12 protein-coding genes and 1 pseudogene are annotated in these 12980 nt (G+C 71.0%); 9 read left to right on the plus strand and 4 right to left on the minus strand.

The window, feature by feature from the left end; all coding sequences use genetic code 11:
- The first annotated feature begins 36 nt into the window (after window positions 1-36).
- Both ACIA8X_RS34835 and ACIA8X_RS34840 read left to right on the plus strand, forming a co-directional pair.
- Window positions 37-723, plus strand: coding sequence for a hypothetical protein (locus ACIA8X_RS34835; protein ID WP_399459967.1), 687 nt, complete (start codon window positions 37-39; stop codon window positions 721-723).
- 160 nt (window positions 724-883) lie between these two features.
- Window positions 884-1723 (plus strand): class I SAM-dependent methyltransferase, encoded by an 840-nt coding sequence (locus tag ACIA8X_RS34840; protein ID WP_399459968.1) that lies wholly within the window; start codon window positions 884-886, stop codon window positions 1721-1723.
- A 9-nt stretch (window positions 1724-1732) separates the two neighbouring features.
- Here ACIA8X_RS34840 and ACIA8X_RS34845 read toward each other — a convergent pair whose 3' ends face one another.
- Complete coding sequence (locus ACIA8X_RS34845; protein WP_393446605.1) at window positions 1733-3445, minus strand: IlvD/Edd family dehydratase; 1713 nt, start codon at window positions 3443-3445, stop codon at window positions 1733-1735.
- Between the two features lie 168 nt (window positions 3446-3613).
- Here ACIA8X_RS34845 and ACIA8X_RS34850 point away from each other — a divergent pair, with 168 nt between their 5' ends.
- The 5 genes from ACIA8X_RS34850 (at window position 3614) to ACIA8X_RS34870 (ending at window position 9205) form a co-directional block, all read left to right on the plus strand.
- On the plus strand, window positions 3614-4621 hold the full coding sequence (locus ACIA8X_RS34850; RefSeq protein WP_399459969.1) for a zinc-binding dehydrogenase: 1008 nt from the start codon (window positions 3614-3616) through the stop codon (window positions 4619-4621).
- 135 nt (window positions 4622-4756) lie between these two features.
- Window positions 4757-5827 (plus strand): iron-siderophore ABC transporter substrate-binding protein, encoded by a 1071-nt coding sequence (locus ACIA8X_RS34855; RefSeq protein WP_399459970.1) that lies wholly within the window; start codon window positions 4757-4759, stop codon window positions 5825-5827.
- Window positions 5828-5887: 60 nt separating this feature from the next.
- Entirely contained in the window at window positions 5888-6928 is a 1041-nt protein-coding gene (locus tag ACIA8X_RS34860; protein WP_399459971.1) for a FecCD family ABC transporter permease, read from the plus strand.
- Window positions 6929-7086: 158 nt separating this feature from the next.
- Window positions 7087-8196, plus strand: coding sequence for a FecCD family ABC transporter permease (locus tag ACIA8X_RS34865; RefSeq protein WP_399459972.1), 1110 nt, complete (start codon window positions 7087-7089; stop codon window positions 8194-8196).
- A 190-nt stretch (window positions 8197-8386) separates the two neighbouring features.
- Entirely contained in the window at window positions 8387-9205 is an 819-nt protein-coding gene (locus ACIA8X_RS34870; protein ID WP_399460020.1) for an ABC transporter ATP-binding protein, read from the plus strand.
- Window positions 9206-9221: 16 nt separating this feature from the next.
- Here the strand turns inward: ACIA8X_RS34870 and cpt are convergent, their stop codons facing one another.
- From cpt to ACIA8X_RS34885, 3 genes are all read right to left on the minus strand, one after another.
- Window positions 9222-9755 (minus strand): chloramphenicol phosphotransferase CPT, encoded by a 534-nt coding sequence (gene cpt / locus ACIA8X_RS34875; RefSeq protein WP_393446616.1) that lies wholly within the window; start codon window positions 9753-9755, stop codon window positions 9222-9224.
- 56 nt (window positions 9756-9811) lie between these two features.
- Window positions 9812-10948 carry a hypothetical protein gene (locus ACIA8X_RS34880; RefSeq protein WP_399459973.1) on the minus strand — a complete coding sequence of 379 codons (1137 nt, stop codon included), beginning with the start codon at window positions 10946-10948 and terminating at the stop codon, window positions 9812-9814.
- A gap of 154 nt (window positions 10949-11102) precedes the next feature.
- On the minus strand, window positions 11103-11375 hold the full coding sequence (locus ACIA8X_RS34885; protein WP_399459974.1) for a hypothetical protein: 273 nt from the start codon (window positions 11373-11375) through the stop codon (window positions 11103-11105).
- Between ACIA8X_RS34885 and ACIA8X_RS34890 the strand changes: the two are divergent.
- Window positions 11347-11553: pseudogene (locus ACIA8X_RS34890) on the plus strand (family 43 glycosylhydrolase); the annotation flags it as partial. The gene ACIA8X_RS34885 and the pseudogene ACIA8X_RS34890 sit on opposite strands and share 29 nt — an antisense overlap.
- Window positions 11554-11628: 75 nt before the next feature.
- Complete coding sequence (locus ACIA8X_RS34895) at window positions 11629-12972, plus strand: cytochrome P450 (RefSeq protein WP_399459975.1); 1344 nt, start codon at window positions 11629-11631, stop codon at window positions 12970-12972.
- Window positions 12973-12980 lie beyond the last annotated feature (8 nt).

A 12980-nucleotide genomic window follows, 5' to 3' on the forward strand; every position in this document is an offset into this window, starting at 1 on the left:
GCCAAAATCGGCCTTGTCGGTGCCAGGCTCGCAGGTATGGAAATCCTGCTCCTGCGGTCCGCCCTGGCCCCCTCCCTCATCCTTCTCGTCTCCGTCGTCGCCAGGCGTTCGGGCCCGCGTCTGGGCGGGTTGCTGCTGGGCGCGCCGACCACATCGGGGCCGTTTCTGGCGCTCATGTGGCTGGACGGCGGGAGCGAACCTGCCGCGCGGGCCGCGCACGGCAACCTCGCGGCACAACTGGCCGTCGTGTCCTTCTGCCTCGCCTACGGGCGACTCGCGCCCGCCCTGCATCCGGCGCGCACGCTGACGGCGTCCCTGGCCTGCGCGGCGGGCGCCGGTCTGGTCGCGGCGCTGTGCGCGAGCGTCTGGCTCACAGCGGCCCTGACCCTGGCCGTCACCTGCGTGGGTCTGCGGACCTGGCCCGCCCCGGTGCACACGGATCCCCTTCAGGCCCGTGTCCGGAGCTGGGAGATACCGGTGCGGATGGCGGTGTCGGCCACGACGGTCCTGCTCGCCGTCAACGCCGCGGACGCCCTCGGCTCCTTCACCGGCGGCATCCTCGCGGCGCTCCCCGTGCTGCTGGCCGTGATGGCACCCTCGACCCACCGTTCGACCGGCGCGGATGCCGCCGCCGCGATGATGCGCGCCGCGCTGACCGTCGCACCGGGCACCGTCGCCTTCCTGCTGGTGCTCTACTCGGCCTTTTCCGCTGACGGAATGTAGGGGGCAGGGCCGTCACCCGGCGAGGGGTGACGGCCCCCGGTCCTGCGGTACGCGCCCAAGGACGGTATCTGTCTGCCGTACGCGACGGCGGAGACCTCGTGCCCGGCGCCCCGCACACAAGCGAATGCCGAGCCTGTCAGACCTCGCTAGCCTGCTCCGCATGCCCGAACACAGTACGCAGGCGGCACGCGACGACAGGCCCGAGGAATCCCGGCGGGCGCGTCTGAGCCGGATCTTCGACGAGGACGCGGAGTTGTACGACCGTGCCAGGCCCGGATACCCGCCGGAACTCTTCGACGACCTGGAGGAACTCGCGGGTGCCCGCCCCGGCAGTCGGGTCCTGGAGGTGGGCTGCGGGACGGGGCAGGCGACGGTGCCGCTGGCCGGGCGGGGCTGTCGGATCACGGCCGTCGAGGCGGGGCCGCGCATGGCCGAGGTCGCCCGGCGCAATCTGGCCGGGGCCGCGGCGGTGGCGGTGGTGACGGCGGAGTTCGAGAGCTGGCCGCTGCCGGAGGAGCCGTTCGACGCGCTGGTCTCGGCGACGGCGTTCCACTGGCTCGACCCGGCGGTGCGGATCGTCAAGGCCGCCGACGCGCTGCGTCCCGGTGGGGCACTCGCGGTGGTGCGCACCCAGCATGTGTGGGGCGGCACCGAGGAGTTCTTCGTCGAGGTCCAGCGCTGCTACGAACGCTTCGACCCCGATACGCCGCCCGGGCTGCGGCCTCCCGCGGCCACCGACGTCGACGCGTCGGACCATGCGGGGGAAGTGGCGCGCAGCGGTCGGTTCGGCCCGACGGTCTTCCGCCGCTACGAGCAGGACCTCACCTACACCACGTCCGACTATCTCGACGTGTTGCGGACCTACTCCGGCCACCGGGCTCTGCCGGAAGCCGCCAGGAACGGGTTGCTCGCGTGCATCGCGGGTCTGATCGACCGGCGGTACGACGGCCGGGTGACCAAGCGCTATCTCATCGAGCTGGGAGTGTCGCGTCGGCGGTGACGCCGTCCGTCAGTGCGATTCGCGGCCTATCTCGGAGCCGCTGGATCCGACGAGGAAGTCCAGGTCGGCGCCGGTGTCGGCCTGGCGGACGTGGTCGACGTAGAGCCGTTCCCAGCCGCGCCGGGGGTTGGCGAAGCCGGTGAGTGTGGCCTCACCGGGCTGTCTGCGGGCGAGTTCGTCCGCGGGTACGTCGACGTCGATGCGACGGGCCTGGACGTCCAGGGTGATGAAGTCCCCGGTCCGGACGAGCGCCAAGGGCCCGCCGGCCGCCGCCTCGGGTGCCACATGCAGGACGACCGTGCCATACGCCGTGCCACTCATCCGGCCGTCGCAGACCCGGACCATGTCGCGTACGCCCTGTTCGAGCAGCTTCTTAGGCAGGGGCATGTTCGCGACCTCGGGCATGCCCGGGTAGCCCCTGGGCCCGCAGCCACGCAGGACGAGGACGGAGTCGGCGTCGACATCCAGGCCGGGGTCGTCGATCCGGGCGTGGAAGTCCTCGATGGAGTCGAAGACGACGGCCCTGCCGCGATGGCGCAGCAGGTGCGGTGAGGCCGCCGCCGGTTTGACGAGCGCGCCGTCGGGCGCGAGGTTGCCACGCAGGACCGCGATGCCGCCCTCGGCGACCAAGGGGGCGGCGCGGGTACGGATGACCTCGCCGTCCCAGATCTCGGCGTCGTCGAGCGTGTCGACCAACGGCTTTCCGGTGACGGTCAGGGCGTCCGGGTCGAGCAGGTCGCGGACCTCGCGCAGGACGGCGAGGAGGCCTCCGGCACGGTGGAAGTCCTCCATGAGGAAACGGCCCGCCGGCTGGAGGTCCACCAAGACGGGGACGCGGGACCCGATGCGGTCGAAGTCGTCAAGGGTGAGGTCGATGCCCAGGCGACCCGCGATGGCCAGGAGGTGCACGACGGCGTTGGTCGAGCCGCCGATGGCGGCGAGCGCGACGATCGCGTTGTGGAAGGACGCCTTGGTGAGAAGGGTGCCCGGCCGCCGGTCGGCGCCGACCATGTCCACCGCCAGCCGGCCGGTGTGGTGCGCCGCCTCCAGCAGACGGCTGTCGGGCGCGGGCGTTCCCGCCACACCGGGGACGACCGTGCCCAGCGCCTCTGCGACCAGGGCCATCGTGGAGGCGGTGCCCATGGTGTTGCAGTGGCCTCGGCTGCGGATCATCGCCGACTCGGAGCGGGTGAACTGCTCCTGCGACAGCGTGCCCGCGCGGACCTCCTCCGACAGCCGCCACACATCGGTGCCGCAGCCCAGCGGCTTTCCCCGGAAGGTCCCGGTGAGCATCGGGCCGCCGGGCACGACCACGGCGGGCAGGTCGACGGACGCGGCGGCCATCAGCAGCGAGGGGATCGTCTTGTCGCAGCCGCCCAACAGCACGACGCCGTCGATGGGGTTGGCCCGCAGCATCTCCTCGGTGGCCATCGCGGCCATATTGCGCCACAGCATGGCGGTGGGCCGTACGTTCGTCTCGCCGAGCGACACCACGGGCAGGTCCAGCGGGATGCCGCCCGCCTCGTACACGCCGTCCCGCACCGAGGCGGCGACCTCGTCAAGATGCGCGTTGCACGGAGTCAGGTCCGAGGCGGTGTTGGCGATGGCGATCTGCGGCCGGCCGGTGAAGGCGTCACCCGGCACGCCTCTGCGCATCCACGCCCGGTGGATGTAGGCATTGCGGTCCTGTCCCTCGTACCACTGTGCGCTGCGCAGCCTCACCCTGGACCTCTTCCAGCAGTCGGTACGGTGGTCTACAGTCCGGAACGCCATGGAGCATACGCAGACGTACGCCGGACCGACAGATCCCGCTGGCAGCCGCCCAACTGCCGCCGGCGGCAGCAGACTTGTGGGCTCGGACCGCGGCCCGCTCGTCGAACCGCGCCGCTGATGCGCGCGTTCGTGCTGACCGCCCCCGGGGCGTACGAGGTCCAGGACCTCCCGGCGCCGGTGGCCGCACCCGGTGAGGTCGTCGTCGATGTCGAGCGGGTCGGTTTGTGCGGCACCGACGTGGAGTTCTTCACCGGTGCCATGGCCTATCTCCATCAAGGGCACTCCGCCTACCCGATGCGGCCCGGTCACGAGTGGGCAGGGCGCGTGGCGGCGGTCGGCGTCGGTGTGGATCCGGGCTGGCTCGGTCGCCGCGTCATGGGGGACACGATGCTGGGGTGCGGCGACTGCCGCCGCTGTCGCCGGGGCCGTCAGCATGTGTGCGAGAAGCGTCAGGAGGTCGGTATCCGCGGCGCGCGGGCCGGGGCGCTCGCGGAGCAACTCGCCGTACCGGCGTCCTCGTTGCACGCCCTGCCCGACTCGGTCGACGCCGAGCTCGGCGCACTCGTGGAGCCGGGCGGCAATGCCCTGCGCGCGGCGCGGGCGACCGCACTCGGCGCCGGGGACCGTGCTCTCGTCCTGGGGCCGGGGACGATCGGGCTTCTGGTCGCGATGTTCCTGCGGGCGGCGGGCGTGGAGGTTCATCTGCTGGACCGCGCCGGCACCTCGCCCGCGTTCGCGCACACCCTGGGCTTCCCGCACGTATGGGAGGAGGACTCCCTTCCGGAACTGCCCTTCGACGCGGTGGTCGACGCCTCGAACGCCGCCCATCTGCCGTGTAAGGCACTGGAGTTGGTCGAACCGGGGGGCCGCTTGGTGTACATCGGGCTGGCCGGCGAGCCGAGCCGGATCGACACGCGTGCGCTCGTGCTGAAGGACGTGACGGCGGTGGGCATCCTGTCCGCCTCCCCCGGCCTGGACGCCACCATCCGCGCCTACGCGTCCGGAGCGGTCGACCCCAGGCCCCTCGTCGCGGCCACCGTGCGCCTCGACGAAGTCGGGGCGGTCCTCGCGGGTGAGCGGCCTGAGGGTGCCGGACCCGGTCCCAAGATTCACGTGGCCCCTTGATCGCCCTGGGGCCTCAAGGGGCTGGCCGACCGGGGAAGTTGTAATTAGGCTTACCTAAGTTCGTGTGCGTGGTGTTCGCGTTCTGTGAGTCCCGCACTGCCCGGCTTCACAGGAAACCGAACCGAAGGACCACGGATGCCCCGCTCCCGCAGAGCGCCGCGGCTCGCCGCCGCGCTCGCCTCCGCCCTCCTGCTCCTCACCGCCGCCACGGCCTGCGGTGGTGACGACTCGGACTCCGGTACGTCGGGAGCCGGCGCCGACACGAGCGCGTCCGGCGGGGCCGCCTTCCCGGTCACCATCGCCCACAAGTACGGCCGTACGACGATCGAGTCGGAGCCGAAGCGGATCGTCACCGTCGGCCTGACCGACCAGGACGCGGTCCTCGCGCTCGGCAAGGTCCCGGTCGGCACGACCGAGTGGCTGGGCGGATACAAGGGCGCCATCGGCCCGTGGGCCGAGGACAGGCTCGGCGGAGCCGAGGTGCCGACCGTGCTCAAGGACACCGGCACCGGTCCGCAGGTGGAGCGGATCGCCGCCCTCCAGCCGGACCTGATCCTCGCCCTGTACGGCGGGCTCACCAAGGAGCAGTACGCGTCGCTGTCCAAGTTCGCGCCCGTGGTCGCCCAGCCCAAGGAGTACAACGACTACGGCATCCCCTGGCAGGAGTTGACCGAGAAGGTCGGCCAGGCGCTCGGCAAGCCGGAGGAGGCCGCGAAGGTCGTCCAGGACACCGAGGAGAAGATCGAGGCCGCGGCCGAGGAGCACCCCGAGTTCAAGGGGGCGAGCGCGGTGATGGCCACACCGTACGAGGGCATGTTCGTCTTCGGCAGCCAGGACCCGCGCTCGCGTCTCCTCACCGAGCTCGGCTTCACCCTCCCCAAGGGCCTCGACAAGGCCATCGGGGACCAGTTCGGCGCGAACATCAGCAAGGAGCGCACCGATCTGCTCGATCAGGACGCCGTCGTCTGGATCGTCGGTGACGTCACGAAGGACACCGACAAGCTGCACAAGGACGCGTCGTACAAGGGCCTGACCGTGGTGAAGGAGGGCCGCGAGGTCTTCGTCGACGAGACGAGCGACTACGGCAACGCGGCGTCCTTCGTCTCCGTGCTCAGCCTGCCCTATGTGATCGAGCGGCTGGTCCCGCAGCTGACGGCGGCCGTCGACGGGAAGTCGGACACGAAGGTGGAGCAGCCCGCGTCCTGACGACGTCACAGTCAAGGCAGGGCAGGGCAGGGCAGGGCAAAGGAAGTCAGGGAAGTTGACGTGGGGATCTCAGCGGCCCGGGCGGCGAAGGGCCCCCGCTCGGTACTTCTGCTCGCCCTCTGCGGCGCGGCGCTTCTCGCGCTGTGCGCCCTGTCGATGGCGTTCGGTGCGCTCGGGGTCCCGCTCGACCAGGTCTGGCACACGCTGCTCGGCGACCCGCCCAACTCCCGTGTCGACAACGTGATCTGGTCGGTACGGCTGCCCCGCACCGTTCTCGGCCTCGCCACCGGGGCCGCGCTCGGTCTGTCGGGGGCGCTGATGCAGGCGCTGACCCGTAACCCGCTCGCGGATCCGGGCATCCTGGGCGTCAGCGCGGGCGCGGCCTTCGCCGTAGTCCTCTCGGTGGGTGTGCTCGGCGTCGGCTCCGTGTACGGCTACATCTGGTTCGCCTTCGCCGGGGCACTGGCCGCGGCAATCCTCGTCTACTTCCTGGGCGGGCTCGGGCGGTCGGGCACGACGCCGGTCAAACTCGCCCTGGCCGGCGTCGCCGTGACCTCTCTGCTCTTCTCTCTCACCAGCGCGGTGGCCCTGACCGACCCCGATGCCCTCAACCGGTACCGGTTCTGGTCCGCGGGCTCGCTGGCCAACCAGAACGAGGAAGTGGTGCTGCGGGTCCTGCCGTTCCTCGCCGTCGGCGCCCTGCTCGCGCTCGCCTGCGCCCCCGCACTCAACAGCCTGGCGCTCGGCGACGACGTCGCGAAGTCGCTGGGCCTCAGGCTCGGGCTGGTGCGCGTGCAGGGCGTGGTGGCCGTCACCCTGCTGACCGGCGGGGCCGTCGCCGTCATCGGTCCCGTCGTCTTCGTAGGCCTGGTCGTGCCGCACATCGCCCGCGTCCTCGCCCAGTCGGCCGGCATCGGCCCGGACCACCGCTGGCTGCTGCCCCTGTCGGCCGTACTGGCCCCCTGTCTGCTTCTGTCGGCCGACATCGCCGGGCGCCTGATCGCCCGCCCGGTCGAGATCCAGGCCGGCATCCTGGTCGCCTTCATCGGGGGCCCGTTCTTCATCGCCCTGGTCCGCCGACGCCGACTCGCGGAGCTGTGAGCGATGACGGACGCCCGTTGTCGCGGCGCGGCGAGCCTCGACCGGCGCCCTCCGCCTGGCGGTGCCACGCGCCATGACCGACGCCCTCACTCACGCCACGCCTCACATCGAGCCACTCACCATGACCAACGCCCTCCCTCCCGCGGAGCTATGAGCCCATGACCGCCGAACTCGCGCCCGTTCCGGGCCGGAAGGATTCCGCCGGCCGGTTGACGTCGCGCCGTACCGCCGATCGGATCGCCTTTCGGCTCGCCGTGCCGCCCGTCTCCGGGGTGGTGCGGCCCCGTTTGGTGGCCGTGTGCCTGGTGCTCGCCGTCGTCGCCTTCCTGGCGTTCTGCGTGGAGACCGCCGTCGGGGACATCCCCCTCTCCCTCACCGAAGTGATGCGGTCCCTGGTCGGTGCGGGTGACCCCGGGACCGAGCTGATCGTCCATGAACTGCGCCTGCCGCGTTCGCTGGCCGGGTTGTTGGTCGGCATCGCGTTCGGCGTCTCGGGTGCCCTGCTGCAGGCCATGACGCACAATCCGCTGGCCAGCCCCGACATGATGGGCATCACGCAGGGTGCCGGTACGGCCGTGGTCGCCGGGATCGTGCTGGGCTGGGACGGCGGGCTGAGCACCCAGGCGCTCGGACTGCTCGGCGCGCTGACGGCGGCGCTGCTCGTGTACGCCCTGGCGTGGAAGCGGGGAACGACCAGCTACCGCATCGTCCTCGTCGGTGTGGGCGTCGCCTGGATCTGTACCAGCGTGACCGACTACCTCATGGCCCGCGGCCAGCGTTTCCAGGCGCAGGCGGCGCTGGGCTGGCTGGTCGGCAACCTGAACGGCCGTACCTGGCAGCAGATCGGCCCGCTCGCGGTGACCATGGCGGTGCTCGTGCCGGTGGCGTTGCTGCTCGGGCGGCTGATGCGGACCCTGGAGCTCGGTGACGACGTCGCCCGGGGTCTGGGGACGCGCGTGCAGAGCGTCCGGGTTGCTGTGCTGGTCGTCGCCGTCGGGCTGGTGGCGTTCGGGACGGCGACGGCGGGGCCGGTGGCGTTCGTGGCGCTGGCCGCGCCCCAGGTCGCCCAGCGCCTGGCCGGGCTCTCCTTCCCGCCGCCCGTGGCCGCCGGGCTGACCGGCGCCGTCATGGTGCTCGTGTCCGATCTGGTGGCGCGCAGGCTCATCCCGGACACCGAGCTTCCGGTCGGGATCGTGACGGGTGTGCTCGGCGCGCCCGTCCTGCTGTGGCTGCTCGTCCGCGCGAACCGCGCCGGTTCAGGAGGCTGAAGAAGTGTCATCGAAGTCCCAGTCGTCGAAGGACGGGACGTCAAAGTCCCAGACGTCGAAGTCCCAGACGTCGAAGTCCGAGTCGCCGAAGTCCGATTCGTCGAAGTCCGATTCGTCGAAGTCCGATTCGTCGAAGTCCGATTCGTCGAAAGACGAGACGGCATACGACGGTTCCGGCGACGCCCCCGACCTGCGCGCCGAGGGCCTGCGGCTGGCGTACGACGACCGGGTCGTCGTCGACGACCTCGACCTGGCCGTGCCCGCCGGCCGCATCACGGTGATCGTCGGCGCGAACGCGTGCGGCAAGTCCACCCTGCTGCGCGCGCTGGCCCGGCTGCTGACCCCCAAGGGCGGTGCCGTCCACCTGGACGGACGCTCCATCCACTCCATCCCGACCCGGGCGCTCGCACAGCGGATCGGCATCCTGCCGCAGTCGCCGGTGGCTCCGGAGGGGCTGACCGTCATCGACCTGGTCGGACGGGGCCGTTCACCCCACCAGACCTGGTGGCGGCAGTGGTCCGCCACCGACGAGCAGGCCGTGCACGAGGCGCTGCGCGCCACCGCGATGACCGACCTCGCCCACCGGGCCGTCGACGAACTCTCCGGCGGGCAGCGGCAGCGCGCCTGGATCGCGATGGCGGTCGCGCAGGGCACGCCGGTGATGCTGCTGGACGAGCCGACGACGTACCTCGACCTCGCCCATCAGATCGACGTCCTCGACCTGATCACCGACCTGAACCGGCAGCAGGGCCGCACCGTCGTGATGGTCCTGCACGACCTCAACCAGGCCTGCCGGTACGCCGACCACGTCGTCGCCATGAAGGCGGGCCGCGTCGTGGCCGAGGGCACCGCGGCCGAGGTCGTCACCGCCGCGACGGTGGAGGAGGTCTTCGGGCTGCGATGCGTGGTCGGCGAGGATCCGGTGAGCGGAACGCCGATGGTGGTGCCCATGGGGCGGCACCATGAGGGGACCGGCTCCGCCGTCGTCGTACCGGGTGCGGCCGGTTGATCCGGAGGCGGACAGGTCAGTCGACGTGTGCGGAAATGGTTCGCGCGCAGGCCAGTGACTCGGTGTGGGTGGTGTCCACCTCCAGGTCGTAGGACACCCCCTTGTGCACGAGATCCGCCTGCGACTCGGCCATCCCCCGGACGCGATCGCCCCGTGCGATCTCGCGGCCCGCGGCGACCGTGCTGTCGCATCGGACACCTACCCACAACACGGTCAGTCCGCCCAGGGCCTTCTGCCACCGCTGCTGCGACCCCGCTCCGCCGAGGAAGACGTCGTCGATGATGATCCTGGCTCCCGCGCCGGCCATCGCGACGACGCCCTCCACCCAGGCCGCCTGCAGGGCCATGAAATCGGACCCGACGTTCACCGTGCCGTCCGCCGCGAACACGATCCCGTCGTCCGACGCCTGCATCTTCGCGGGCATGGCGTCGACCAGCGAGTCGCACCCGAACGCCAGCCACGGATCCGGCAGCACCTCCTGCAGACACCGTACGATCCCGGACTTCCCTGAGCTGGAGCCGCCGTTGAGGATGATCACCTGAGTCGTCACGGGGGGCACGGTAGGACATCTTCCGCGGGGCACAAAGCGAATAACAAACGGCTGATCTACGGAATTCCGGTAGCGGGCAGGCCCACGCGGAAGATGTGAGTCTCACCGCCCTTCGCCTCCCAATCGCCGTTCACTTCCACCAGAACCAGGTTGACGGCAAGCCAGCAGCCGTCGGGTGACCACGCCATTTCATAGGTCTGCAACGGGTACCAGCCCCGGCCGATCGCGTGACGGGTGACGACCTGGTGGTCACTGACCCGTTGGATGATCACCTCCAGTTTCCCCGGTGACTCGCCCGAGACGGCCAGATAGTCGCCGCCGGGGCTCACCGGATCCAGCCTCCCCGACTGCGGGGGTGCCTGGGGTGCCTCGACCGGCGCGCCCCGCACCACGTCGTATGCCAACTGGGGCCGCAGTTCCTCGTGGTGGCGGAGTGTGATCACCGGCTCGCCGGGCACCCACATCAGCCAGGGCGAGATGTAGTCGTCGGCGCGAGCACGGAAGCATTCGCGCCAGTCGGCGGCGTCGTACACCACCAGCTCGCCTTCCTCACTGTTGACGGCGAGAAAGCGGCCGTCGTCGGAGAACGCCAGATGACGAGGCTGGTCTTCCCTGCTGAAGGGCTTCAGTACGGCTGCGGGGTCGCGCAGATCGGGTATCGCGGCGGCCTCGCCGGGGAGCAGCCGGTCGGCGTGCGTGGGGTATGCGGCGGTGCGCCACCAGTCGCCGGCCGTCAGGTGCTCGATCCATCGGGGGTCGGTGACCACCACGTCGTAGTCGGCCCCGACATTTGTCTCCTCGCTGAGGACGAGTTCGGCGGCGGACTCCGGGGACATCTCGTCGAACCGGGGCTCTTCTTCCCAGGGAAAGCTGACGCGATTCTCATCGTCCAGCAGCTCATCGACCTCCTCATCCGTGAGGGGGTAGTTACGCGTCGCGATTCGCTCCACGCTCTCGATGAACCACCGGGTGTTGGCGTCCACCCAGGCCTCGTCAAGGCGCTGGTCCCGTGTGATCACGTCACCCAGCGGCGCACCGTCCGCGGTCTCCCCGAAGACGCGGAGGAAAAAGCTCGCATCGTCGGTCAGTGGAGCGTGTGCGCCGGTGTCGTAGTAGACGACGGTGGAACGTAGTCGAATGCGGCGGTGCGGCAGGTCGACCTCCAACACCCGTACCCCGTACAAATCGCTCATGACGCCTTTCCTCGGTTGTCTGCGTGGTTGCGCCGCGGCCCCCGTCCCGGCGCATGCGCGGGAACGGGAGACGCAATGATCACATCCACCACTGACAACCAGGCTGCGAGCGCGTCAAGTTGGACGGACGACAGCGTCCCGGCCGCCGGCCATCTCAGCGCCTCAAGTCCGCGCCGACCGCCGCGGCGACGACGCGGTCGCGCTCCGACTGGGTGCACAGGCCCTCGGACTGCCATCCGTCGGCGAGGGTGCGGACCGACTCGACGAAGCCGGCGGAGGTTTCGAAGGGGGCCTGTTGCCAGAGCGTGTCTAGGAAGGTCAGGCCGTCGCCGCGGGTGCGGTTCGGTACGCCGGAGTCGGTCGTGCGGAAGACGATGACGGGTTCGGAGCGCTTGAAGTACGGCCCCGGCCACAACGGCTTCTTCAAGTCGCCGGACGGGACCGAGGACTGGATGGTGTATCACGCCAACAGCTCGGCGGGCGGCGGCTGCGACATGAACCGCAGTACCAGGGCGCAGAAGTTCACGTGGAACGCCGACGGTACGCCGAACTTCGGTACGCCGGTGGCGCTGGGCGTCCCGCTGACCGCGCCGTCGGGAGAGTAGCGCCGACCACTCCGGAGAGTGACTGCGCGCGAGGGGACGGCTCCAACTGACGCCTGCGCCCGTACAGTTCGCGGCATGGACGCCGAAGCCAGCCTCGATTCACTCCCGTCGCTCCCGCCCATGCCCGGAGCCGAGCGACCGGTCCCCATCGTCGATCCCGAACTGGTGAAGCGGTGGGGTTCCGCGGGAGGCGAGTTGGTCGACCTGCTGTCCCAGGTGCGTGAGCAGACCGGCGGTGTGGCCGGGTTCAGGCTCGGGCCGGCCCTCACCGTCCTCGTCACCGACCCGCAGGCGGTCCAGGAGGTGCTCGCCCTGCGGCCGGACCGGTACGTCAAGCGCTCCCACCGTGCCCGCCTGCTGATCGGTGAAGGTGTCATGGCCGCCACCGGCGAGGCGTGGAAGCGGCAACGCCGCTTGCTGCAGTCCCAGTTCACCGGCACCGGTATGCGCCGCTACGAACAGCGGATCACCGAGGCGGCCCGGAACACGGCGGAGCGCTGGGCGGCGTACGCCCGCACCGGGCAAGGCCTCGATGTGCGGAAGGAGATGCACCGGTTCGCCCTGGACGCCATCTGGCGCTCGCTCACCGGGCACCCTCTCGACGAGGAAACGGCGCACGAGCTGGAGGCGGTGGAAGCCGTGGGCGCCGCTCTGCCGACGCTGCCCGCGGACATCGGCGAGGCCCGGGACGTCGTCGCGGCCGATCTCGCCCGGATCGACGCGGTCGCCGGGCGCGCCATCGAGGCCGCCCGCGGTGGGGCTGCCGGGCCCGACGGACCGGGCCTGCTGCACATCCTGGTCGACGCCGCCACCGAGCACCCCGAGTACACGGACCTGCTGATCCGCGACGAGTTGGTCACGTTGCTCGCCGCCGGACACGAGACGACGGCCTCCACCCTGACCTGGCTCTACCTGTTGCTCGACGAGTACCCCGCCGCCCGCGAGGAGGCGCTGGCCGCAGGCGGCGAGGGCTCGGAGGAACGCCGCAGGGCCATCCAGGCCCTGGTCCACGAGACGCTCCGGCTCTACCCGTCCGCCTGGCTCCTGCCCCGCCACGCCGCCGAGGACGACACCCTCGCCGGCCACACCGTCGAGGCGGGCACCGACATCCTGGTCTGCCCCTACCTCACCCACCGCGATCCGCAGCTGTGGCCGGACCCGGAGCGCTTCGACCCTCGGCGCTTCCTCACCCCGGGCGGCCGCCCCACCCACCCGGGCGCCTACCTCCCCTTCGGCATCGGCCCCCGCGCCTGCCTGGGCCTGCAGTTCGCGCTCCGCGAGTCGACCATCCTGCTCGAACACCTGCTGCCGCCCCACACGGTGACGTTCTCCTCTCGCCCCACCAAGGCGGAGTACGGCATCACCGTCCGCCCGGCCGGTCCTGCGCCGGCGACCTTGAGTGCACGTCCGCGAGCTTGATCATCGAG

Source organism: Streptomyces sp. NPDC051738 (assembly GCF_044453205.1).
Taxonomy (GTDB): domain Bacteria; phylum Actinomycetota; class Actinomycetes; order Streptomycetales; family Streptomycetaceae; genus Streptomyces.